Below are 24,378 nucleotides of genomic sequence, written 5' to 3'. Positions count from 1 at the left end.
AAAATAGAGATTGACAAGATATGTCCATATAAAAGTGTCCGTATAAAAATGAGTCGTAAAGGTCAGTCGATAACACTGTCACTTGGCGATCGCGATAAAGCCGAATTAGGAAACCTGGCGCGGGAATTCGGGATGATGTGGGGCGATCGCCCAAACATCTCTAAACTAGTAGAAGCGATCGCTCGTCATCAGTTAACCATCGGTAAAAATCACGATTGGTCAGAAACACGCATTAGAGCGCTAGACAGAGCGATGCGTGCATTAACCGACATCGGTCAAAATGAACAAGCGCAAGAAATTGCTAAACTACTTCTAGAACGCAGCGAACTATCAATACCACTGCGAACTGAAATAGAGCGTTTTTTAGAAAATTTACCTCCACCCTGGCGTTTAGAGATTGACCGCTTTATCCTGCGTCAACAACCCTTTCAACTTTCCTATCAAGACGCAGCACAGCGAGTATGGAACTTCACTGTCCGTTACGCCAAAGTTACACTCCACGAAAAGCGCCAATATCTTGATTGCTGGTGTGAGGAAATCCAAGGAAATCTGGATGTAGAAGAGTTACGCAATAACTGGAGTTTGCGTTTAGATAGAATCCAAGACGCTGCTGTCATCGCAATTGCTGGTGAATGGCGTTCTCGATTGGCAGAAATAGAGGTAGAAACGCACTTATTTAACGGTTTAGCCTTTGCTTACCAAACCAAACCAGAAGATATATTGAATGAATGGCTACCAGATACTCCACGGGTGCGGCGAGTAATTAGGCGTGTATCCAACACCTTTTGGTTTATGCGAGAAGTCATGCAGTATGCGCCAGATTGCGTAATTGTATCACCAGAAAACGTGCGATCGCTCGTCCGTGAAAAACTCCAAACCCTTTGTCAGCGTTATGATTTGAACCTTAATTCCTAAGAATACAAGCGTAGAACAGTTATCAGTTAAAAACTGTTAACTGTTAACTGTTCACTGATTTCAGGGTGTAGGGTTTTTATTCCCCTTTAATCTTGCCCTTGTTTATCAAGCATTTTTCGCTGAAACCTCAGTAATAATACTGAAAATAACTACTCTAAAATTGTTTTCATTAACTCAAATCTATGATTCTCTGCTCAGTTCAAAACTACCTATGCAATTCTTCTCTTCTTTGTGTTCTTTGCGGTTCGTTATACACTTTCTGGACAAAAAGAGAATAATAAATTCTGAACAGTTGGATTTGGTATTTGTATTATTACCAAATATACTGAAAGATTAAGGTGTCAATAATTTGACAAACAAATGCTACAATAGTTAACAAATGCTGCGGATGTGTAATTTAGGTTAACTATTGAATAGAAATTCTCTCAGAATGAGTAGAATGACAGAACAGTTACAATTACTCAAGGGCTATCCTATGGATTAGCTACCCTAGATATAGACCTTTATTTTAGTCCTCAGATATTTTTAATGTTCCTGAGGCAGATTACACAATACCAAACTCAATTCTTAACAAAGAGCTGCCACAAATCATAATGCCAGTGACTGAGAAAAAAAGAACTCGCGATTTGCCCCAAATTAATGAAAGAATTCGCTTTCCGAAAATTCGGGTCATCGATACCGATGGAGCCCAGCTGGGGATTCTGTCTCCACAGGAAGCGCTGCAACTAGCCGAGGAAAAAGAGCTAGACCTAGTGCTGCTCAGTGACAAGGCCGATCCGCCGGTTTGTCGGATTATGGATTATGGGAAGTACAAATTTGAGCAGGAGAAGAAAGCGCGGGAAGCTAGGAAGAAGCAGCATACAGCTGATGTGAAAGAAGTGAAAATGCGCTACAAAATTGAAGAACACGATTACAACGTCCGTGTTAAGCAGGCAGAACGTTTTCTCAAAGATGGCGATAAAGTGAAAGCCACCGTCATGTTCCGGGGTCGAGAAATACAACACAGCGATCTGGCAGAAGATTTGCTCAAGCGGATGGCGACTGATCTAGAAGCAGTTGCAGAGGTGCAGCAAGCACCCAAAAAAGAAGGACGAAACATGATGATGCTTCTTTCTCCGAAGAAATAATTTAAATTGGTTAGTGGTTAGTAGTTAGTGGATAGTGGTTAAAAACCCACTACTAACTACTAACTAATAACTACTAACAAATTCACATAAAATTGATAGTCCTGAGTTCTGAGTGGGAAAAATAATACTCGGTTACTCAGGACTTTTGCTATGTACTCACTTTGAGGTTCAAGGGGAAAGAGTTTTTTTAATTCCTTTAACTTTTATCCCTACCCTACGGGAAACTGCTTATACCATTTCACTAAAACCTTGATACAAATACAGGCGTGTAGAGACGCGCCATGGCGCGTCTCTACAAATTTATATGGATCGTGATTAACGTGAAATGGTATTACGCGTCTATACCTTTTCCCGATTTTTGCAACAAGTTTAATACTGGTCATGCAGAACTGAGTAACTAAGGTTTTGTGTTGTGTGTTGTCTGATGTTTGAAATACCAACAATCAACAACCAACCACCAACCATCAACAACCAACTATTTTAAAACTGCATGGAACTGAAAAATTACTGGACTGCTCCCAAAAAAGGCATTTTGTCACAATTACTTAAGTGGGTAAATCTCCGACCAGAGGAAGGCGATCGCACTTGGTTGATGTTCGCTTTTTATACCAGTACATCAATAGGATTACGGTGGTCAGAAGACTCTACAGTAGCACTGTTTCTGGATCAGTACGGGGCTAAATCCTTACCTTGGATTTATATCGCTAGCGCCATTATGGGTGCAGTTTTAGTCATCTTGTATTCCTGGTTGCAAAAGATTTTTCCTTTGCGGCGGGTAATTATAGCGATCGCCCCTTGCATGTTCTTACCACTAGTACTATTTCGTATCGGTTTACACGTTTCCTATCTTTCAGTCTGTATCATATTTCTCCTGCGGTTATGGGTGGACGCATTCTACGTCATCAACGACCTCAACACCTCGATTGCAGCTAACCAACTATTTAACATTCGGGAAATTAAACGCGCCTTTCCCCTGATCAGCAGCGGTATTTTAGTAGCTGATGTCATCAGTGGCTTTAGTTTGCCATTTCTATTGCTATTTGTAGGACTAGATAACGTAATTATGCCCATAGCTGGTGTATTCATCGGCTTAGGGGCCTTTATTCTTTTTTATCTCAGTAAAAATTATCCCCAGGCTTTTCCTGATACTCCCCAAATCGAAATAGAAGCAACACAATACTCTCAAAAACGCCGCCTGTTCGGACCGATAAAGCGTTACGCCTGGTTGCTGTTTGCATTTTTCGCTCTTTTGCAAGCAATGGGAGTATTGATTGATTTTCAATATCTTACTCAGTTGAATTCAAATTTTCAGGGTAAAGATATTGCTAGCTTTTTGGGTTTATTAGGTGGGATTACGGGATTATGTGAGTTGGGAATGCAGTTATTTATTTCCAGTCGTGCCCTTGAGCGCTTTGGAGTATTTTACACTGCTGCAACTTTACCAGTCACCGTAGGTTTGTTAATGCCTTTAACTATACCCTTGTTAGGTTTATTGCCCTGGGGCAATTCCTATAATCTTTTATGGGGTCTAGTAATTCTGAAATTCCTAGACGAACTTCTACGTTACACCTTTGTTGTCAGTAGTGGGCCTCTACTTTTCCAACCAATCCCAGATAAAATTCGTAGCCATGTTCAATCATTAGCGGGAGGCGTTGCTGATACCTTCGGTGCGGGAACAGCAGGTTTTGTAATTTTATTTACCCTCTGGTTAGGTAGAAAACTGCTACCTATACACGCTTCAATTTTGGTTTTAGAAACCGTACTTGTAGCTTTGTGCTGCTTGGTAGTGATTTGGTTTTTGCGATCGCGTTACATTAACCTGTTAGTTTTAAGTGCAGGACAAGGACAACTTAGTGCTACAAATGCAGACTTACGCGCATTCAAGCAAGCAGTCGTTAAAACCTTGGGAGAAAAAGGCACTGAGACAGATAAACGCTCTTGTATTGAACTTTTATCTCAAATTGATCCCCAAGGTGTAGGTGAAGTCTTAGCTCCTCTACTAGTCAAGTTACCTCCTAGCTTGCAGAAACCCAGTTTGGAAGTCATGCTTGCAGCAGGTGTAAACCCTGCTTATTTGCCAGAAATTCGTACTTTACTGGAACTACCCCAAAATAGTGTTACTCCCGAAGTATTTGCTCTTTCCCTACGCTACGTTTGGTTGGCTGAGTCAAATCCAAATGTCAACCAATTAGAAAAGTATCTTACAGAAGAACACTCTATCATCCGTGCTACAGCTGCTGCCCTATTACTGCGTGAGGGAACACCCATGCAAAAATTAGCCGCTACCAAGACTTTACGACGGATGCTGACTCATCACCAAGAAAAAGAACGGGTGAATGCAGTCAAAGCCTTGAGTGAAGCAGTTCATTTGCAGGCGCTGCGAATTTATATTCCCAATTTATTGCAAGATGAATCCCTACGAGTGCGTTTTGCTGTAATAGACATGATCGCCGCAACTCATTTAGAGGAGTACTATCCAGCCTTATTGGGAGGACTTTATTACAAATCAACCCGCAATGCAGCAATGCAGGCTTTGGTAAAACTGGAAAATGAAGCTCTACCAATGTTGGTTGAGTTAGCTACTAATATCTATAAGCCAGAAATAGTGCGAATTTACGCTTGGCGTACTATTAGTCAAATCCCCAGCTTAGAAGCGATAGATACTTTATGGAAGTTTTTAGAAACCTCACGGGGTAATAGCAGAGATCATATTCTCCGTGCTTTACTCAAAAGGTTACAAAAAGAGGGAATCCTTGGTTCAGTAGAACAATTTTATGAAACCAAAGTCAAGACATTAATTGAGCAAGAACTATATTTTATTGGGGAACTTTATGCTGCTTACATAGACTTTGGGAATCAATTGGAAATCTATAACCAATATATAGATTTAAAAACCCAAGAAACTATAGATACTTATCATTCTGGTATCAGAATTATTGCTGTCATATCTCTGCTAAAGCGTGCCATATTAGAATTAGAAAGTGATATTAAAGAAAGATTATTATTGCTACTCCAGCTACTATATCCCATCGAAAAAATCCAAGCGGCAGCTTTTAATTTACGTTCAGCATCGGTGGTAAATTTAGCACGGGGATTAGAAATTTTAGAGCATACTATCAATTTGCAGAATAAATCCTTGCTGCTGAATATTTTGGATAAGCGATCGCCAGCAGAAAAACTGCAATATCTGATAGCAGCAGAGATGGCAGAATACCAACAAATGGAAGTCAACGAACGTATTCGTAGTTTATTAGTACATAAACATTTACTTTCTGACTGGTGCTTGGCTTGTTGTTTCCATTTTGCTCAAGTTGCCCGCATCCGTCTCACCACAGAACAAGTTTTAGAAAGCTTGAGCCATCCCACAGGTTTTGTTAGAGAAGCAGCGATCGCCTATTTAAGTGTAGTATCACCCCGCATCCTAATCAAAATTTTGCCCCAACTACAAAAAGATCCACATCCGCTTGTAGCTAATCAAGTCAAAGAGTTGATGAAGTTGGTTGTTGATTGTTGATTGTTGGTTGTTGGTTGTTGATTGTTGATTGTTGGTTGTTGGTTGTTGGTTGTTGGTTGTTGGTTGTTGATTGTTGATTGTTGGTTGTTGGTTGTTGGTTGTTTGGAGGAGAAAAAGATGAATAAAGCGAACTTTGAGGATTTGCAGATTTTTCAATTAGCTGAGAAGCTGGCAGACATCATTTGGGATATTGTTATAAATTGGAATTATTTTGAAAAAGATACGATTGGAAAACAATTTACTCGTGCTGTTGATAGTATAGGTGCAAATATCGCAGAAGGTAACGGTCGATATAACTTACAGGAGAATCTCAGATTTATAAAAATTGCTAGAGGCTCTTTGTATGAAACAAGATATTGGCTAAAACGAGCAGATGCCCGTAAATTATTGCTGAATGAACAATTAGATAATCTAGAAGCAATTATTAATGAATTATCACCAAAATTAAATGCTTACTTAAGATATCTTGATAAAACTATCAAAAAACAACACAAATAATAGTTATTCATCACAACCAACCACCAACCCTTCGGGTTCGTCAGTCGCTCATGGGGGACTCGGGGCCCCCACGACCGACAGGGAGTGGGGATTGGGGGCTAGGGGCCCCCTTTGGGGTTGGGGGAGGGACCCCCCTTGGGGCGCGCTGACTCACCACCAACCACCAACCACCAACAAACAATAATTATGCTAACTACCGTTGAACGTTTATTATTTGTCCGCAGAGTACCCATTTTTAAAGAACTACGCGATGATTTTATTGTCCGGTTGGCTTCTGTTATGGATGAATTGTCCTTTCCAGGAAATTACACCATTTTTAACGAAGGAGACGAAGGGCGATCGCTTTATATTGTCGTCTCCGGTAAAGTTAAAGTTCATATAGGTAAACAACAACTAGCTATTTTTCCTAAAGGCGAATCCTTTGGTGAAATGGCAGTATTTGATGCTCAACCACGTTCTGCTTCTGCCACAACATTAGAAGCTTGTGAATGCTTAGAATTAACCCAAGAACAGCTTTACGAAGCAATTGACGAAACTCCTGAAATTGCCGTCAATATTATTGGTATTCTCTCCCGGCGAATTCGAGAACTCAACGACAAAATGAATGCAACATGATTTTCTTTTCTCTCCCTACCAAAAAATACTCTCTTGGCGTTCTTGGCGTCTTTGCGGTAGCCTGCGGCAAGCCGCTCCGCGTCTACATTACTTCATCCCCATATTGTGCAACACCCAAAGCTGGATTAGCGATCGCAAAAGGTCAAACTTATTTTCTCCAAAAATTAACTGCTTTTTTAACTAATACTAAAATGAGATAATAAATTAACTTATTTGCAATGAACAAGGTGCATTCACAAAATATGCAATACTTACCTGAGGTAGAAAATAAGACAAATCATAAAACTTTATCCCCAGAAAAAAACTTCCTGAAACTAGCCCAAGATCATCACCTTTCGGCAGAAGTAGCCTTGGCAAAAAACAATTGGCATGAAGCCAAAAACCAAGCTCAAACAGCATTAGAATTTTTATCTACCCACCAGAACAAAGAACATTGGCAGCAAAACTCTCTCCCTACTCCTTCTGAACTGACGGGTTACTTATTTCTGAAAAGTTCTTGTCTATTGATTCTGGCACAAGCCCAAGAGCAATTAAACGAAATCCTAGCAGCTATCAGCAATTTAGAAGCTGCTAAACAAATTGGTATTGCTGACAATAATCCATATCTTTACATTAGTATTTTAAATAGTTTACAGAGATTATATAAACAGCAAAAACAATATCTGGAAGCCTTTTCTATCAAACTGGAACAACGTTCCTTTGAACAAAAATATGGCTTGCGGGCGTTTATTGGTGCAGGTAGCTTAGAAGCTACACGGCAAGCAAAGTTTATCACAATAGGCACACAACTTATCCCATCCCAAAAAGAAAATATAGCACCAGAAATTACTGCCTCTAGTCGCCAAAAGGATGTGGAACAGTTACTTGAGCGCATTGGTTGCGAAGACTACAAATTAATAATTATTTACGGAAAATCTGGAGTTGGTAAAAGTTCGCTATTAAATGCAGGATTAATCCCGGCTTTGAAAAAGAAAGCGATCGCTACTCAAGATAACTTAGTTGTGTCGATACAAGTTTATGATCATTGGATAGAAGAGTTGGCACAGCACTTAGAACAGAAAGTAGGAGAATTAGAAATAAAAGAAGACACACACACTCAAGAATTTACAGATACGGAAAATACAGACAATAGAAAAAATAACAATTTGAGTTCAGAACTCGAAACTTCTACTTTAGAATTTGAAATCTCGGCCCTAGAACTTGAAACTTCCACCTCAAAACTCAACACTTCGACTTTAGAGGTTGACACTTTAGCTTTAGAACTTGCAACTTTGACTTCTGAACTCGAAATTTTGACTTCTGAATTTGAAACTTTAACCTCAGAACTAGAAATTATTCCAGAACCTCAAACTTTCCCCTTCTCTTCCTTCCCCACTCTGCCAAAATTCCACTTCCTACTAGAGCAACTACACTATAATCACCAGCACAATCTGCGTACAGTGGTGATTTTTGATCAATTTGAAGAATTTTTTCTGATTCACACACAGCCAGAGGAAAGGCAACAATTTTTTGAGTTTCTGGGAGAATGCCTAAATATTTCGTCCGTAAAAGTAATTCTGTCGCTGCGGGAAAATTACTTACATCATTTACTGACGTATAATGATTTACCCTGCATGGAGATCATTAACAATGATATTTTGAGTAAAAATATTCTTTATAAATTGGGGAACCTCACACCTGCTGATGCAAAAACTCTGACGGAAAGTTTAACCGCAGGTACTCGTTTTCAACTTGAGCCTGCATTGATAGAACAATTAGTACAAGACTTAGCAGGAAAACTGGGTGAGGTGCGCCCAATAGATTTGCAGATAGTCGGCGCGCAATTACAAACAGAGAATATTAAAACTTTGGCTGAATATCACCAGTATGGTGAAAAGGCAAAAGAAAAACTGATTCAGCATTATTTAAAGGAAGTCATAGAAGACTGCGGCAGAGAAAATCAAAAAGTAGCAGAACTTGTACTATATTTCCTCACAGATGCAGAAGGTAATTGTCCCCTCAAAACTTGTGCAGAATTAGAACGGGATTTACAGCAACACTTCATCACAGGTGGAGAAAGACAGCAATTCTCACTTGATTTAGTCTTGCAGATATTAATAAAATCCGGCATCGTAGTCTTATTGCGAGAAAACCCTGCTGATCGCTATCAACTAGCCCACGATCATTTAGTTGCCTATATTCGTCAGCAACAACAACCGAAGTTAACACAGCTAATCACTCAACTACAAAGAACAACAGAGTTAAAAAAATCTACTGAAACCGTATTCAATGGTTTTTTCAAACACATACTTGTTGGTTCATTGGCAACAGGATTTGTGTTGGCTGTTATAGGAGTTGTAGGTTTTAAGGGAATCCGACATCAAAATGTTGAACTGAGTGAAATCTATCTGATGCAAGGTGAAAAGTTAGCCAGAGAAGGCGACTTTGAGAATGCTGTTACCAACTTCCATAAAGCGCAGCAGTGGAATGCTGACTTAAAGTTTGACTCCAAGGCAAAAGCACAAGAGTTTGTTAACAAAGGTAAAGCTGAACGCTTGCTTGTGGAAGGACAACAACGCTTACAAACGCGTGAATTGGAAGGCGCAGTGGCTAAGTTCCAAGAAGCATTGAAACTGGATACTCAAATTGGGCGGTTGGTAGCTCCAGTTTTAATGTATGAAGGAAACAAATTTATGAAACAGGGTAAGATTAAGCAAGCAGTGATAGCTTATACCAATGCCCAAAATCTAGATCCAAAAGTAGAAATTTCTGCTGATGCGTGGAGAGAACTTTGCTTACAAGGTAGCCTGAAAAAACAAGCAGCAGATGTCATGCCAGCCTGTGAAAAGGCTGTAAAACTTGCTAATAATAATCAAAAGATTCGAGTTGTGCGTGGTGTTGCTAGAACATTAACTGGCAACAAGCAAGGAGCGATCGAAGACTTTGAAGCATACATTGCCGCAACCGATAGTAAAACAGGAAAATCAAAAGTACGACGTTGGATCAAAGATTTACGCACTGGTAGAAATCCGTTTACAGCTAAAAAGTTGAAGAGGTTACTGGGGGAAAATACAAGAGTTACGTCTAATGTTAATTGAACAGGCAACATAAGGTTTTTGGCAATTTCCAGTTGTTTTTGATTAACGAACACAGATGCACACCGATTAACACAGATAGATTATCAGTGTGCATTTTTGTTTATCTGTGTACCGGAAGTTCCAAACAGCGTCTTAAAAACCTCTCGGGAATTTCTGTACACGCCCCCCAGTGCATATGAATATAAGAGGCGTGAAGATTGAGATATGGTGAATTAGTTCCCCACCCTTCATATCCTGTAGATTCTTCAGTATCAAAGCGATAAGTTTGAAATAGTGGCTGCTCAAAATTGGACATTAAATAGGAACGATGAAACTCATGCCCACAAACTGTTGTTCCTGCACTTACTAAGAAACTATCTTCTAGAACAACAGCACGACGATATCCTAAAGTTAAATGCCCACTCATAACTGCGGTTGTGGGTAAAACTCCCACCATCGCCCAAGATTTACCTGCAAAGTCGACAATTTGCTCACATAAATACATCAACCCGCCACACTCGGCAATTGTAGGCATTCCGGACAGAATTGATGTCTTAATTGCAGCTTTAGCAACAGTATTTTCCGCAAGTTGTTGGGCAAATACCTCTGGAAACCCGCCACCGAAATACATACCCTGTACTCCTTCTGGTAGCCCAGCATCTTCTAATGGACTCCAGAAAACCAACTCTGCACCTAGTTGTTGTAACAAATCGAGATTGTCTTGGTAGTAGAAATTAAAAGCGCGATCGCGTGCCACAGCAATTCTCACCCCAATCCCTCCCCTTACTAAGGGGAGGGGTTGGGGTAGGGTTTCTCCAGACACTTGTAACAAAGGTAACAATCTCTCCCAGTCAAAGCAAAGATCACCCAAATCAGCAAGTCGGTCAATCAAAGCATTGAGTTGAGGGAGTTCGGCTGTGGGTACTAAACCGAGATGGCGGTCAGGAATGGTAATGTTATCCTGACGACGCAGTACACCCAGAATCGGCAATTGTAGTGGTGCGAGAGAATCCTTGAGTAATTGCAAGTGGCGATCGCTACCCACACGATTTAAGATTACCCCGGCTATTTTAATTCTGGGGTCAAAGGAACTATAACCGTGAGCGATCGCAGCAACAGAACCAGACAAGCGACTGCAATCAATCACCAATACTACAGGTAGATCCAATAGCCTTGCTATATGAGCAGTGCTGGCATAATCAGTCATTTGTTCTTGGTGATTTGCGAATGACAAATGACTAGTGACTAATGACGAAACTCCATCAAACAACCCCATCACGCCCTCAACTAAGGCATATTTCACCCCTTGGCTGTGACGGGCAAAACACTGCTGTACGTAGCTTGGTGAAGTTAGTATGGGGTCTAAATTCCGACAAGCACGTCCGGTTACATGCTGATGAAACATGGGATCAATGTAATCCGGCCCGACCTTAAAAGATTGTACTTGTTGCGATCGCCGACACAAAGACGCCAGCAGGGTGAGTGTGACTGTTGTCTTACCCACCCCGCTACGTTCTCCTGCAATAATTAATGGCATTGGTAACTGGTAATTGCTAATTGGTAATTGGTAACTGATTTTCTATCCTATTACCCATTACCCATTACCTATTACTCTTTCCCTAATTTGAGAATTTGTGCTATCACTGCTAGACTTTCTTCAAACAGTGCTTCATGGCCCCAGCGTTGCACCTGTTGACTCAGCAGTACTTCTGCTTTTTGTTCTGAGAGGGAAGTTACCTGCTGGAATAACCCAGTTGATTGGGCGCCGCCTTGGGTTTCCATCCGCATACAACCGCCAGTTTCGGTACAGATCAAAGTACCGCAGTTAGCCTGGGGATTGGTAGAACTTAAGCGTAAAGCGATCAAGTCGCCTGCTACTTCACCCACATCTGCAACAGGGACTCCTGCTAATTCGGCTTCTATTTGCCGTTGGTTATCAGCGGTAAAACTAATGCGGATAATATCGTAATCTCCGCTTTCTACTTGATAGGAAACCGGATGCCAATTTAAACGACTTGCTAACCAACCTAAGAATAGTAAGGCTTGGGCAGAGTTGCCTTTTTCATAATCAATGTTAACTCTGTCAATTTCTACAAGAGCAGCACGACGCTGTGGTGGATCGTAAGCTTCTGCTGTCAATTCTTGCCATGCAGAGAGGCGACGCCAGTTTAAGTCAGCCAAAGGTATACCACTTTCTGCCAATGCTTGCAAGCTGAGCAAATCTGTTTCTGGCTTGTTGAAATTGCAAGAATCTACAATCACATTGTCACACACTGCCGCCAGTCGCTTAAAGAGACTATTATTCGGGTCTGGTGTTGCTTTCCACCACAGAAACTTAGGTAAACCCCCTATTGTTAATGCTGGCACCATACCACCAATTCGTTCTAAAGCGGCGGGGGTTCCGGTAAGAGTTATGTATTCGCAACAAACCAGAGTACTTGATGAACCTTTTTGAATTGGGCAATAGGCAGAAACTTGTGCCTTCACACCTTCGTCTTCTCCCACCACTGGTAAGAGAGTAATAATACGACAAGGGTTACGTAGAGCAATCTCGTCAGCAATTCTAGGACTTTTTGCATCTAAACCATAGGATGCAGTTGCACCATTTTCTGTCGCCCCACCCTTGTGACGTTTAGCAACTTCTTCCCGTAACAAAGTTAAGGTTTCCTCTGTAGCTGTTCCAGTGTCTGTCAACCCATACTTTTTCTGTACTTCCCGCAGTGCTGCTTGTGTTTGCGGACCAGGAATGCCATCAATTGGGCCGTTGTAAAATCCCAAAACTGCTAATAGATATTGAGTTTCTTCTGGTTCATAAACCACCAAAGTAAATGTGGCTGCCCGTGTCGCCGCCGGCAGTGTGCCATCCTCACCGGCGATACCGTAACTTTGCCAAATTTGACTTAGTTCCGCTTCAATATCTGTTAGGGAAACATCTTTGGGAGCCTGTAGTGAAAAAATAGTAGGAGCTTGGGGAGTCATAGGAATAATTTTGTCAATTATCAATTGTCATTGGTCATTGGTCATTTGTCATTGGTCATTGGTCATTTGTTTTTACTAATGACTAATGACTAATAACTAATGACTAATTTCTAAAGTCTGCGCCAACGGCGACCATCTCTGTTGATTAATAATTCCGCTTCCACGGGTTCCCAGGTTCCGGCTTCATACTGGGGAATGGTTGTTGGATCTGTAGGTGCATCCCAAACAGAAAGGGCTGGTGTTACCACCTGCCAAGCTGCTTCTACTTCGTCTCCGCGTGTGAACAATGTTTGATCACCCATCATACAATCCAAAAATAGGCGATCATAAGCATCAGAAGTTGCTTCAATGCCAAAGGAACCATAACTAAAGTCCATATCAACCGAACGAGTACGAAAATCTGCCCCAGGCATTTTAACTTCAAACCGCAGAGAAATACCTTCGTTTGGTTGAATCCGCATTGCCAAAATATTGGCATTCATCTGTTGGGCTGCGGATTGAAACATCCGAGAAGGAACTTCGCGGAAGTGGATAGAAATCTCACTAACTTTTTTCGGCATTCGCTTGCCAGTACGCAGGTAAAAGGGAACCCCTTGCCAGCGCCAGTTGTCTACGAGAAACTTCATCGCAACATAAGTAGGCGTGGTCGAGTTAGGGTCGACTCCTGGTTCTTGTCGATACCCAGGTACTGGCTTTCCTTTCATCCAACCAGCGCTGTATTGCCCACGTACAGCCGAAAGGCTTAAATTATTGATATCTGCTAAGCGTGTAGCTTGGAGTACTTTTACTTTTTCCGTACGGATACTATCAGCATCCATAGCGTTAGGAGGTTCCATTGCTGTCAAGCAATAAAGTTGCATCAGGTGGTTTTGCAACATGTCTCGCAGCGCACCGGAGGTTTCATAGTAGCCAGCCCGGTCTTCTACTCCTACGGTTTCGGCGACAGTAATCTGGACGTGGTCAACAAAGCGGCGATTCCACAACGGTTCAAAAATCGCATTGGCAAAGCGAAATACTAGTAAATTTTGAACTGTGTCTTTGCCTAAGTAGTGGTCAATACGGTATACTTGTTGCTCTTTACAATATTTTTGCACTACTAAGTTGAGACTTTTAGCAGAAGCCAAATCTCGACCGAAGGGTTTTTCAATTACTAGACGATGTTTGTAGGGGTCGTCCAGCATTCCCGCAGTTCCGAGTTGTTTGATTGCTTCTGCAAAGAAGTTGGGTGCAACCGAAAGGTAGAACATCCGATTTCCTCGGGTTCCTCGTTTTTCATCCAACTCCTGCAAAAAAGTCTTCAATTTTTGGTAACTTTCAGGATTGTCTATATTACCAGAACAATAGAATAATCCTTGAGAAAAGTCCTGCCAGAGTTCCTCCGGGCCAACACCGCCATGAACCTCTTCCATACCTTTTCGCATTTGTTCACGGAAGTATTCATGCGTCCAGTCCCGACGTGCTACGCCAACGATGGTTGTCTCTGGTGGAATGCGTCTCTCGCGTCTTAATTTATATAGTGATGGCACAAGTTTGCGCCAGGTAAGGTCTCCAGAAGCACCAAAGATGACTATAATTTGGGGTTCGGCCATTCCTTGCTGTTGTAGACCTACCCGCAAAGGATTTTCTAGCAGACTGACCATATGAATTTTAGATTTTAGGTTTGAGATATTGGGATTTGTTGGCTGTTGGGGGTTGGTTGTTGTTTGGTAGTTCCAAACAACAAACAACTATCACCTAACAACAATTACTTACACTGGTGACAACTGCTTGACCTTTTTTTCTAAAGAATCCATTAAGGATTGGAAGGGCTTGACAAATTTGTCAATTCCCTCTGTCAACAGTTCATCCATCACTTTGTCGATGTCGATGTTCACGTCTGGATCTTTGAGGCTTTCCATCAGGTTGTAAGCCTCCTGTACGTTTGTTTCCACCCGGTTAGCAACATCGCAGTGATCGGCGCAAGCCTCGATGGTTGCTGGTGGTAGGGTGTTGACGGTGTCCGGGCCAACCAACTCATCAACATACATGACGTCGCTGTAGTTGGGGTCTTTGGTGCTGGTACTAGCCCACAACAGGCGCTGCACTTTTGCACCTTTGGCCGCCAAAGCTTGCCAACGATCGCTTTGCACAATCTTTTTATATTCTTGATAAGCAATCTTTGCGTTAGCGATCGCTACTTTTCCTTTAATTGCTTTTAGCTTGGCTTCAACATTGAGATCATCAACGCCTTTTGCTAGTTTGGCATCAATTTTACCATCGATGTTGCTGTCAATCCGGCTCAGGAAGAAGCTTGCTACAGAAGCAATTTTGCTGATATCCTCACCTCGGGCTGCCCGTTTTTCTAAGCCGCGAATATAAGCCCAAGCAGTGTTAATATAGCTTTGTACGGAGAATAACAGCGTAATATTAACATTGATACCCTCGGATATTACCTGTTCAACTGCTGGCAAACCAGAATCTGTACCGGGTATTTTAATCATGACATTTTCCCGACCAATTTCTTGGAAGTAGCGGCGAGCCTCAGCAATTGTGGCTTCGGTGTCATGAGCAATTGTTGGTGGTACTTCGATGCTGACATAACCATCCAACCTATTCGAGGCTTCATAAACTGGGCGTAAAATATCACAAGCATCGCGGATATCTTGAAAAACCAGCGATTCGTAGATTTTGTAAGTTGGCAATCCAGCCCGAACCCCAGCTTCGATATCGCGATCATACATGGCATTATTAGCGATCGCTTTTTCAAAAATCGTAGGATTAGAAGTAATCCCACAAATACCTTTATTTTCCACTAAGTCTTTCAATTCACCAGACTTAATAATGTCACGGCTCAAGTTATCCATCCAGATACTCTGACCGTAATTTTTTATCTCTAATAAATGATTTGTCGTCATTTATATTTTTCCCTCCTGCTTGTTCTATTTTGGTGAGAAATTTGTCAAACCAAGTTAGTTGTTGATTGTTAGTTGTTGCTTTTTCCCACTAACTACCAACTACTAACCACTAACCTTTACTACTAATGCCCGTTCTGAATAAAAGACTCTACCTTCGCAACATCCTCTCTACTACCAATAATCAGAGGTGTACGTTGATGCAGTTTCTTTGGTATTACGTCCAAAATATTCTCATGTCCGGTTGTTGCTCGACCACCTGCTTGCTCAATCACATAAGCTAGGGGAGCTGTTTCATAAAGTAAGCGTAGTTTACCTTCTGGTTTTTGAACAGTTCCAGGATAGAGAAACACACCGCCTTGGATCAGCACCCTGTGGATATCGCTAACCATTGCCCCGCTATAACGAGCGGTGTAACCTTCTGTACGATGAACATAACGAATATACTCGCGAATTGATTCATCCCATTGCCAGAAGTTCCCCTCGTTTACGCTATATACTGGGCCGTGGCTAGGAATCTGGATATTCTCTTCCGTGAGAATAAACTCTCCTAAACTAGGGTCAAGGGTAAAAGAATGAACGCCTCTTCCTATAGTATAGACCAGCATCGTACTGGGGCCATACAGGATGTATCCAGCAGCAATTTGCTTACGTCCTGATGCTAGTAAATCTTTTGCCGAACCATCAAGATCTTCCCCTTCCTGTTGACGAATCGAGAAGATAGAACCCAAACTTAAGTTAATGTCAGTATTGGATGAGCCATCAATGGGGTCATACAACAGAGTGTAGCGACCAATTGGACAGTTTTCGGGGATATAGTATGGATTTTCCATTTCTTCAGAAGCCAAGCGGCACACTAACCCGCTTTGCTTGAATACCGCAATAAACACATCATTGGCGTAGACATCCATTTTTTTCACGGATTCACCTTGGACATTCGTCTCGCCTGTAAATCCGAGAACACCTTCCATTAAACCAGCGCGACTGAGGTGACGGGCAATGAGTTTGCCAGCCAATGCAATCCGATTCATCAACGCACTTAAATCCTGTGCCTGTGGCGAAAAAGTCTGGAGTTGTTGCAGGACGTGACGGGATAAAGTAGTACAATCACGATCTAAGCCGCGCTCTGCTGTAGCGTCTTTAATAGACTGCTCTAAAGATTCTGCCGCTTTAGTCATTATCTTTGTCCTCCATAGCAATTAGCTATTTGTTGGTTTGCTCCCGTGCCTTGCAACTTGTGGTTGCTGCCTCTATCTTAGAAAGGTAATTTGACAATTCAGATGTGACTTTAGACAAACTAAAGAAATCAACCTTTTGGCGCTCTCAACTAAGGTTATTTGCTTATTTGAGATGATATTGTCAGGAAAATTTACCTAGTCTTACAAGTAATCTATATTTATTGACCATGCACCAGTCATTGGTAAGAATGACCAATGACTACTCACAAAGAAAGAAAATAACCCCTCCCCAACCCTCCAAATACTAAAATAACTACAGAGGTTTATTAAAGCCGTCTAACTCACGTTATAATTAATGCCCTAACCATTCACAGGCTGCTTTTTGCTTGCATTAGACTTCGTGGCATTAGTTGGGGGAAAGGTTAAGGGGGAAGGGGAAGGAGGAAGGGAAAGGGGAAAAGGGGAAAGGGAAAAGGAAGAATTAAAAAAATCCTTTACCCTTTAACACCTTTCCCCTTTGCCCTAAAAGATGCATCCCTACTCTTGCAAAGGGTACTTTTGCAAGATTTCTATCATCTTTACAAAATCCGTATAAAAAAATAATGGAATGATAGCTTGTGATTGCTATCATCCCATCTGAAGCAGAGAGTCGGTAGTAAGCCGGGTTCTGTTCTCTTAATTCAAGAGGGCGGTTATCTATCTGGGACGGCTGTTACCAGACGTCTCTAGCGGCTCTGATTGCAGAACTGGTAAAAGACCAACCGTAGTTCCATTTGCCTTGCTCCCAACCGGGGTTTACCGAGCCAACACCTCTCGGTGTTGCTGGTGCGCTCTTACCGCACCTTTGCACCCTTACCATATAAGGGGCTTGGGGAACTCACCGGCCCCTGGAGGGGATTAGGGGCAACGGGGATCGGGGATTGGGAAAATTCCTCCCTAGTCCCCAGTCCCTAGTCCCTAGTCCCCAGTCCCTTTTTCTGGCGGTATCTTTCTGTGGCACTATCCTCGCGATCGCTCGCACTGGGCGTTACCCAGCAAGTTTGGTCTTTCGGGAGCCCGGACTTTCCTCAAACTAGCCACAATTTGGCTAGTCTGCAACCGCCTACGCCTACTCTCTACCAATACTAGTGTAGTCCTGAATGACCTTTTAACGCCTTCTATTCCAAGGCATAGCGTAATACCAAGGCAGTTTTTTGATTGTGAAAGGACAATCGATAATACACATAGGAGGTTTATTCTCACCTGGAACTAGACCAACCCGCAATTCGGAGATTCTCAATACTAGCTGCAAAGAAAATTTTAATTCTTTTTTTCTATCTATAAAATCTTGAAATAATAACCTTTGGGCTTTCACAGGGCTTTTTTCTAGCGCACTAATATTAATCAAAGGAGTATTTACTTGGTATGTTTTTGTTAACTCATCCAATTTAAAAACATCTTCAGCAGTCACTGCTGCTGAGAGGGTTTTGGTAGGGGCGATTAAGCTAGGACTTTGCGGTACACCAAGGTCACGCGTGACATCTGGTGATTTGCGAATTACTCGTCGCGATTGCTTGTTATATTCAACTACTAAAGAGCAATTATCCCAATCTACGTATAAGGCAAGATTTTGGGATTTATTTTCAATACTTACAGACAATTCTTTCAATTCATCAATGAAATATGAGGGACTAAGCCTAAAAGATATACCAATATCGTTTTGCAGGTCTTTATCTTTGAGTTGCTCATCGACAAATTGCTTCTCGTAAATAAACTTGATTTTGTCGTCGATGGACTCAATCATTTTCGTAAATGTATACGTGACGCCGATAATATACAGCGTCAAAAAAATTAAATTACTTTCATTTATAGCTACCATGTATATAAACTCCTGTAAACATTTTCATGGGTGATAATTTTTTAAACAGTTATCAGTTATCAGTTATGTAGTAGTTTACTGATCACTGATCATTGTTCACTGATTTAACGGTTTAACCTCGAGCTATTTTCTAGCCATCCCTTGTGCCAAAAAATATATAGCAAGACAGCTGCTATTACTGCCATCACTGCTAAACAAGCCGGGTATCCCCAATACCAGTTCAACTCAGGCATATTATATGGTGATTTTTCTGTATTAAAGTTCATCCCATAGACGCCAGCAATAAAAGTTAGAGGAATAAAAATTGCTGAAATCACGGTGAGCAATTTCATAATTTCATTCATTCTATTACTGACCGCTGAAAGATAAACGTCCATTAAGCCTGATGCAAGTTCTCGATAGGTTTCTACCATATCTATGACTTGTACTGCATGGTCATAACAGTCTCGCAAATAAACTCGCACTTCATTACTAATTATTTCATTGTCGTCCTGAATCAAAGTATGAAGTAGGTTGCGTTGTGGCCAAATTGCACGACGTAGTTGGAGTAATTCTTGCTTAACTTTATAGATTTTCCTTAAGGTTTTAGGTGTCGGTTGAGAGATGACTTCATCCTCTAAATCTTCAATGCGTTCGCCATACTTTTCCAAAACCGGAAAAAAGCCATCAATAATTGCATCAATAAGAGCATAGGCTAGATAATCTGATCCATTTTTGCAAATAATACCTTTATTTTTGAAAATGCGCGATCGCACTGGTTCAAAACAATCTCGTTTTGGTTCTTCTTGAACTGTCAGCAAGTAATGTTTTCCTAATACAAAGCTAACTTGTTCACTATGAAAACCATGATTTTTTTTCTTAGGCATGACCATGCGTGCAATAATCACTAATTGGTCTTCATAATCTTCTACTTTTGGGCGTTCTGGCACATTCACAATATCTTCTAAGACTAAAGGATGTAACTCAAAAACCTGCCCTAATCTTTGTAAAATATCTTCATTACCTAAACCACGCACATCTACCCAACTTACTGATTCAGTATCTAGGTAAGGAATACACTCTTCTGGTGTATCTATTTCTTTGCTAATAGCTTCGGTTGGACTATAGTCAATTAATACTATCTTTGGTGGTGGTGCGTTGGCATCAACAATAATGGTTCCTGGTATAGTTCCAGGTTGATGATAAAAATCTTCGTTTTCTGGTTCAGTTGCTATTGAATTTAAGTGATGCTTTTTTTTAGCCATCTTATTTTGCCTAAATAGTCAACGATAAAGTGTTATTACTAATAATGACTGAACAATAAAAATCCTAACATTAGATAGTTTATTCAGAGTTAGTAATGATTAAAAGATTAATTAAGCAATTAAAAATGCATAATTTAGAAAATGCAGGACTTATGCGAAAAGTGCCGAAAAGCTTAATTTATTAAACTGCCAAGATGCCAAGAACGCCAAGTATGCATAGAGTATGCATAGAGAATGCTTAAGTCCTAAAATCATAAATTGGTCAGCATTATAGCTAAGTTTGTTATATAAATAAAACCAGGTGAGAATTGTATAAAAAAACAGTTTGCCTTGGCAAGACAAACTGTTGACAAATATTTTTAGATACGGACAGTATGAGACTACATCATACCCATACCACCCATACCGCCCATGCCACCCATACCGCCCATACCGCCCATATCGGGTGCGCCACCAGCGGGTTTTTTCTCAGGTTTTTCAGCAACTACAGCTTCGGTAGTTAAGACCATAGAAGCAATAGAAGCGGCATTTTGCAAGGCAGAACGTACGACTTTGGCAGGATCAAGAATACCTGCGGCGATCATGTCTTGAAACTCACCAGTCGCAGCATTGTAGCCGACGTTGAATTCTGTAGTACGAACTTTTTCAACGATGACAGAACCTTCGACACCAGCGTTGTCTGCTATTTGGCGCAGGGGTGCATCTAGCGATCGCCCAACAATATCAGCACCAATCTGTTCTTCTTCGTTAAGGTTCTTTTTAATTTCGGGGATTTTTGTAGACAGGTGAATCAACATTGTACCACCACCAGGTACGATACCCTCTTCTACGGCTGCTTTGGTGGCGTTGAGGGCATCTTCAATCCGCAATTTGCGGTCTTTGAGTTCGGTTTCTGTGGCTGCGCCGACTTTAATCACAGCTACACCACCAGCTAGCTTGGCGATGCGTTCTTGGAGTTTTTCTTTATCGTATTCGGAGTCGGTTTCTTCCAACTGCTTACGAATTTGAGCGATGCGCTTTTGTACGTCGTCTGTGTGTTGGCCATCAGCAACGATGGTTGTGTTTTCTTTGTCAATGGAAATTCTACGGGCAACTCCCAGCATTTCCAAAGAAGCTATATCTAAACTTAAACCAATTTCTTCGGAAATTAATTGTCCGCCAGTGAGAATAGCAATATCTTGCAGCATGGCTTTGCGGCGATCGCCAAATCCAGGTGCTTTAATCGCAGCAACTGACAGCACACCCCGCGCTTTGTTGACTACCAAAGTTGCTAAAGCTTCCCCTTCTACATCTTCAGCGATAATCAATAGGGGTTGACCTAAACGGGCAACTTTTTCTAAAACAGGCACTAAATCCTGAATACTGCTGATTTTTTTATCGGTGATCAGAATGCGGGCATTTTCAAATTCCACCGTCATCCGTTCGTTGTCGGTGATAAAGTAGGGGGAAATATAACCCCGGTCAATCTGCATCCCCTCAACTACTTCTAATTCTGTAGTTAGGGATTTCGATTCTTCTACGGTGATTACACCATCTTTGGTGACTTTTTCCATTGCTTCGGCAATCATGGCACCGATTTCTTCATCGTTACCAGCCGAAACAGTCGCGACTTGAGCGATCGCACTTCCTTCTACTGGTTTGGCGACTGCTGCAATCTCCTGCACTAGCCTTTCAACGGTTTTTTCGATCCCATGTCTTGTTGCGACTGGATTTGCTCCAGCTGCTACATTTTTCAAGCCTTCGCGAATCATTGTTTGAGCCAGCACAGTTGCTGTAGTCGTGCCATCGCCAGCGACTTCTTTAGTTTTGGAAGCAACTTCTTGGATGAGTTTTGCACCTGTATTTTCCAGGGGATCTTCTAGTTCAATTTCTTTTGCAACGGTGATCCCGTCATTCACAATTTGGGGTGTACCAAACTTTTTTTCTAAAAGGACGTTGCGGCCCTTTGGCCCCAAAGTAATTTTCACTGCATCAGCAAGAGTATTAATGCCCCTTTCTAAGGCACGCCGGGAGTCTTCATCAAATGCAATAATTTTGGCCATATTTTTAGTTTGGTTTAATTTGTGAGTTCTTCCATTAGACAATTTAGCACTCACAAGGCAAGAGTGCTAAGTCAACAAGCCATAAGCTGTTGAGTTTATTAATCTTTACTAGGCTATAGGAGGATGTAGGTTTAGGGATGTAGGGGAATCCACCCAAAAAAATCTAAATTTCCTCCTATTCCCTTAAAAGGCTACGGAAACCCAAACAATGCAGTCCATACATCCTCATATTTGTAGTGAGAAAAAAAAATGATTGTTATACACTTGATGCTGATATTGGATACTGGCATTAATGGTGGAAACGGGAGATGAATATATACAGCTCCCTTGAGGCGCTTGGTATTGCTGAACCCAGCGGTTCCGGCTGGTTAGCAGTAGTGTTTACATTTCTATTGGCGTGGGTTGTAACGTGGCGTTTGATTCCAGAGGTACGTAAATTTGCCTTACGAGTTGGTTGGGCTGATCAACCAAATGCACGGCGTTTAAACCGAGAACCTTTGCCTAATGCAGGGGGTCTGGCTATCTACGCGGGAGTAATAGCGGCTTTGATCTTGGCAAGTCTGTTAAGACCAATTGAACTACAAGGTGTACTAGCTCAGGTTTTAACCATTCTTTTGGGAGGTTCAATACTGGTACTAGTTGGCTTTATCGACGATCAATTCGGCTTACCTCCCTCAGTTCGTCTGTTAGTACAAATTCTGACGGCTCTGCTGTTGGTTGGGAATGGCATTAGCATTAAAGTTATTTTTGGTACTCCCCTCGACTCGCTACTCTCCACATCGCTAACGGTGTTTTGGGTAGTAGCAATTACTAATGCCATCAATTTGATGGATGGTATGGATGGTTTGGCAGGAGGAGTTAGTTTTATAACTGCTATGAGTTTACTAGCTGTTTCGGCGCAGTTTCCCAACTGGGCAGCAGCGACATTAGTTTTAGCAGCCTTAGCAGGAGCAGCACTAGGTTTTTTACGCCATAACTTCCATCCGTCGCACATTATTATGGGTGATGCCGGAGCATATTTTTTTGGCTACGTACTAGCTGCAACTGCTATTGTCGGTGAACTACAAGCTACTACAATTTTTTCTTTAGTACCACCTGTTTTGTTTTTGCTTTTGCCAGTACTAGATACTACCCAAGTGGTAGTGCGGCGACTTCTAGCGGGAAAAAACCCCATGAAAACTCCAGGGAAAGACCATTTACATCATCGCTTGCTGGCTTGGGGCTTATCTCAGCGCCATGCAGCGTTGACTCTTTGGTCAATTGCTTTAGTTTGCAACTGGCTGGCAATGACAATCCGAGGCATGAGTTTGGTAGTTATACTTGCTACAACCCTCAGTATTATTATCCTGTTAGGTTTTACCGTTTGGCAAAGGATAAAGGCAAAATGATAAATGGGAAAAGGTGAAAGGTTAAATGGCAAAGGGAAGATTCTCTTCTTACCTTTCCTCCTTACCCCTTACCCTTTCCCCTTCATTTAATTACGCCATCACCATACCGCCATCTACGTTAAAAACTTGTCCGGTGATGTAGGCTGCTGCGGGATCGGCAGCAAGGAAACGCACCATGCCAGCGATGTCTTCTGGCTGACCATAACGACCAAGGGGAATATACTTGAGAATACCTTCAGCATCGAGATTGCTGGTCATATCGGTGGCGATAAAACCAGGGGCAACGGCGTTAACAGTAATGCCACGAGATGCCAATTCTTTCGCAACAGTTTTAGTAAAACCAATCACACCTGCTTTAGCAGCACTGTAGTTGGCTTGTCCGGGATTACCCATAAGTCCAGCAACGGAGGTAATGTTAATTATCCGTCCTGAACGCTGTTTGAGCATGATTTTACTGGCAGCACGTGTGCATAAAAATACACCATTTAAATTGAGATTAATTACTGCCTGCCAATCTTCTAGCTTCATTCTTAGTAAAAGAGTGTCACGAGTTATACCGGCGTTATTAACTAAAATATCAACGCGATTAAATTTTTCGATCGCAGCGTTGATTAAAGCATCGACTTGTTCTTCTTTGCTCACATCAGCTGCAAGCGCGATCGCGCTTCCACCTGCTTGAGTAATTTCTGACACTAATTCATCAGCCGCTTGACTAGAACTGGCATAGTTGACAACTACGCTAGCACCAAATTTAGATAATTCCCGTGCGATCGCTCTTCCAATTCCCCGTGAAGCGCCCGTTACAATTGCTACTTTTCCTTGTAAGGTTTGTAAGTTTTCTGGCAACAATTCCATAACTATTCTTGTTGATCGTTTTACCGCGCTAATCATCATAGGGCGATTTGGGAGCGCAGGGGAGATGGGGAGGTGGGGAGATGGGGAGATGGGGAGATGGGGAGATGGGGAGATGGGGAGATGGGGAGATGGGGAGATGGGGAGATGGGGAGATGGGGAGATGGGGAGCTAGGGGTCCCCACTTTGTGGGGTTGGGGGCAATGGGGAGATGGGGAACT

General features: G+C 41.8%; 17 protein-coding genes and 1 other RNA gene. 8 read left to right on the top strand and 10 right to left on the bottom strand.

Annotated elements, in window-relative coordinates; genetic code table 11:
* Positions 1–48: 48 nt before the first annotated feature.
* From UYI_RS0103790 to UYI_RS0103760, 7 genes are all read left to right on the top strand, one after another.
* A complete protein-coding gene (locus UYI_RS0103790; protein WP_016865343.1) occupies positions 49–915 on the top strand; it encodes a helix-turn-helix transcriptional regulator in 867 nt (288 codons plus the stop codon).
* A 593-nt stretch (positions 916–1,508) separates the two neighbouring features.
* Positions 1,509–2,042 carry a translation initiation factor IF-3 gene (gene infC / locus UYI_RS0103785; RefSeq protein WP_009458803.1) on the top strand — a complete coding sequence of 178 codons (534 nt, stop codon included), beginning with the start codon at positions 1,509–1,511 and terminating at the stop codon, positions 2,040–2,042.
* A 490-nt stretch (positions 2,043–2,532) separates the two neighbouring features.
* Positions 2,533–5,556 carry an MFS transporter gene (locus tag UYI_RS0103780; RefSeq protein WP_016865342.1) on the top strand — a complete coding sequence of 1,008 codons (3,024 nt, stop codon included), beginning with the start codon at positions 2,533–2,535 and terminating at the stop codon, positions 5,554–5,556.
* Between the two features lie 117 nt (positions 5,557–5,673).
* Positions 5,674–6,054 carry a four helix bundle protein gene (locus UYI_RS0103775; RefSeq protein ID WP_026085720.1) on the top strand — a complete coding sequence of 127 codons (381 nt, stop codon included), beginning with the start codon at positions 5,674–5,676 and terminating at the stop codon, positions 6,052–6,054.
* 186 nt (positions 6,055–6,240) lie between these two features.
* On the top strand, positions 6,241–6,669 hold the full coding sequence (locus tag UYI_RS0103770; protein WP_026085719.1) for a Crp/Fnr family transcriptional regulator: 429 nt from the start codon (positions 6,241–6,243) through the stop codon (positions 6,667–6,669).
* Complete coding sequence (locus tag UYI_RS37515) at positions 6,666–6,869, top strand: hypothetical protein (RefSeq protein WP_016865339.1); 204 nt, start codon at positions 6,666–6,668, stop codon at positions 6,867–6,869. The genes UYI_RS0103770 and UYI_RS37515 overlap by 4 nt, the downstream gene beginning before the upstream one ends.
* Before the next feature lie 18 nt (positions 6,870–6,887).
* Entirely contained in the window at positions 6,888–9,746 is a 2,859-nt protein-coding gene (locus UYI_RS0103760) for an nSTAND1 domain-containing NTPase (protein WP_235147904.1), read from the top strand.
* A 100-nt stretch (positions 9,747–9,846) separates the two neighbouring features.
* Here UYI_RS0103760 and UYI_RS0103755 read toward each other — a convergent pair whose 3' ends face one another.
* The 9 genes from UYI_RS0103755 to groL all read right to left on the bottom strand — a co-directional run bounded on the left by UYI_RS0103755 (position 9,847) and on the right by groL (position 21,917).
* Positions 9,847–11,262, bottom strand: a complete 1,416-nt coding sequence (locus tag UYI_RS0103755; protein ID WP_016865337.1) for a cobyrinate a,c-diamide synthase — start codon at positions 11,260–11,262, stop codon at positions 9,847–9,849.
* 71 nt (positions 11,263–11,333) lie between these two features.
* On the bottom strand, positions 11,334–12,704 hold the full coding sequence (opcA, locus tag UYI_RS0103750; protein WP_016865336.1) for a glucose-6-phosphate dehydrogenase assembly protein OpcA: 1,371 nt from the start codon (positions 12,702–12,704) through the stop codon (positions 11,334–11,336).
* A gap of 110 nt (positions 12,705–12,814) precedes the next feature.
* Positions 12,815–14,344, bottom strand: a complete 1,530-nt coding sequence (gene zwf, locus UYI_RS0103745) for a glucose-6-phosphate dehydrogenase (protein ID WP_026085718.1) — start codon at positions 14,342–14,344, stop codon at positions 12,815–12,817.
* A 108-nt stretch (positions 14,345–14,452) separates the two neighbouring features.
* Complete coding sequence (gene tal / locus UYI_RS0103740) at positions 14,453–15,598, bottom strand: transaldolase (RefSeq protein WP_016865334.1); 1,146 nt, start codon at positions 15,596–15,598, stop codon at positions 14,453–14,455.
* A gap of 122 nt (positions 15,599–15,720) precedes the next feature.
* Entirely contained in the window at positions 15,721–16,773 is a 1,053-nt protein-coding gene (gene fbp, locus UYI_RS0103735; RefSeq protein ID WP_016865333.1) for a class 1 fructose-bisphosphatase, read from the bottom strand.
* A 640-nt stretch (positions 16,774–17,413) separates the two neighbouring features.
* An RNA gene (rnpB, locus tag UYI_RS34060) (RNase P RNA component class A) lies at positions 17,414–17,889 on the bottom strand.
* A 31-nt stretch (positions 17,890–17,920) separates the two neighbouring features.
* Positions 17,921–18,631, bottom strand: a complete 711-nt coding sequence (locus UYI_RS0103725; protein ID WP_016865331.1) for a hypothetical protein — start codon at positions 18,629–18,631, stop codon at positions 17,921–17,923.
* A gap of 104 nt (positions 18,632–18,735) precedes the next feature.
* A complete protein-coding gene (corA, locus tag UYI_RS0103720) occupies positions 18,736–19,875 on the bottom strand; it encodes a magnesium/cobalt transporter CorA (RefSeq protein WP_016865330.1) in 1,140 nt (379 codons plus the stop codon).
* Positions 19,876–20,255: 380 nt separating this feature from the next.
* Complete coding sequence (gene groL, locus UYI_RS0103715; RefSeq protein ID WP_016865329.1) at positions 20,256–21,917, bottom strand: chaperonin GroEL; 1,662 nt, start codon at positions 21,915–21,917, stop codon at positions 20,256–20,258.
* 308 nt (positions 21,918–22,225) lie between these two features.
* Between groL and UYI_RS0103710 the strand changes: the two genes are divergently transcribed.
* Complete coding sequence (locus UYI_RS0103710) at positions 22,226–23,305, top strand: MraY family glycosyltransferase (protein WP_016865328.1); 1,080 nt, start codon at positions 22,226–22,228, stop codon at positions 23,303–23,305.
* A gap of 90 nt (positions 23,306–23,395) precedes the next feature.
* Here the strand turns inward: UYI_RS0103710 and fabG are convergent, their stop codons facing one another.
* Positions 23,396–24,160, bottom strand: coding sequence for a 3-oxoacyl-[acyl-carrier-protein] reductase (gene fabG, locus UYI_RS0103705; RefSeq protein ID WP_016865327.1), 765 nt, complete (start codon positions 24,158–24,160; stop codon positions 23,396–23,398).
* Positions 24,161–24,378 lie beyond the last annotated feature (218 nt).

The organism is Fischerella muscicola PCC 7414, assembly GCF_000317205.1.
Lineage (GTDB): Bacteria > Cyanobacteriota > Cyanobacteriia > Cyanobacteriales > Nostocaceae > Fischerella > Fischerella muscicola.
Note: the sequence above shows the minus strand (reverse complement) of the source record. Positions and strands in the feature narration are given on the sequence as shown.

What these genes read in the sequence shown, in the direction of transcription:
- UYI_RS0103790 (WP_016865343.1), top strand. Translation starts at nt 49, where the DNA reads ATGAGTCGTAAAGGTCAGTCGATAACACTGTCACTTGGCGATCGCGAT.
- infC (WP_009458803.1), top strand. Translation starts at nt 1,509, where the DNA reads ATGCCAGTGACTGAGAAAAAAAGAACTCGCGATTTGCCCCAAATTAAT.
- UYI_RS0103780 (WP_016865342.1), top strand. Translation starts at nt 2,533, where the DNA reads ATGGAACTGAAAAATTACTGGACTGCTCCCAAAAAAGGCATTTTGTCA.
- UYI_RS0103775 (WP_026085720.1), top strand. Translation starts at nt 5,674, where the DNA reads ATGAATAAAGCGAACTTTGAGGATTTGCAGATTTTTCAATTAGCTGAG.
- UYI_RS0103770 (WP_026085719.1), top strand. Translation starts at nt 6,241, where the DNA reads ATGCTAACTACCGTTGAACGTTTATTATTTGTCCGCAGAGTACCCATT.
- UYI_RS37515 (WP_016865339.1), top strand. Translation starts at nt 6,666, where the DNA reads ATGATTTTCTTTTCTCTCCCTACCAAAAAATACTCTCTTGGCGTTCTT.
- UYI_RS0103760 (WP_235147904.1), top strand. Translation starts at nt 6,888, where the DNA reads ATGAACAAGGTGCATTCACAAAATATGCAATACTTACCTGAGGTAGAA.
- UYI_RS0103755 (WP_016865337.1), bottom strand. Translation starts at nt 11,262, where the DNA reads ATGCCATTAATTATTGCAGGAGAACGTAGCGGGGTGGGTAAGACAACA.
- opcA (WP_016865336.1), bottom strand. Translation starts at nt 12,704, where the DNA reads ATGACTCCCCAAGCTCCTACTATTTTTTCACTACAGGCTCCCAAAGAT.
- zwf (WP_026085718.1), bottom strand. Translation starts at nt 14,344, where the DNA reads ATGGTCAGTCTGCTAGAAAATCCTTTGCGGGTAGGTCTACAACAGCAA.
- tal (WP_016865334.1), bottom strand. Translation starts at nt 15,598, where the DNA reads ATGACGACAAATCATTTATTAGAGATAAAAAATTACGGTCAGAGTATC.
- fbp (WP_016865333.1), bottom strand. Translation starts at nt 16,773, where the DNA reads ATGACTAAAGCGGCAGAATCTTTAGAGCAGTCTATTAAAGACGCTACA.
- UYI_RS0103725 (WP_016865331.1), bottom strand. Translation starts at nt 18,631, where the DNA reads ATGGTAGCTATAAATGAAAGTAATTTAATTTTTTTGACGCTGTATATT.
- corA (WP_016865330.1), bottom strand. Translation starts at nt 19,875, where the DNA reads ATGGCTAAAAAAAAGCATCACTTAAATTCAATAGCAACTGAACCAGAA.
- groL (WP_016865329.1), bottom strand. Translation starts at nt 21,917, where the DNA reads ATGGCCAAAATTATTGCATTTGATGAAGACTCCCGGCGTGCCTTAGAA.
- UYI_RS0103710 (WP_016865328.1), top strand. Translation starts at nt 22,226, where the DNA reads ATGAATATATACAGCTCCCTTGAGGCGCTTGGTATTGCTGAACCCAGC.
- fabG (WP_016865327.1), bottom strand. Translation starts at nt 24,160, where the DNA reads ATGGAATTGTTGCCAGAAAACTTACAAACCTTACAAGGAAAAGTAGCA.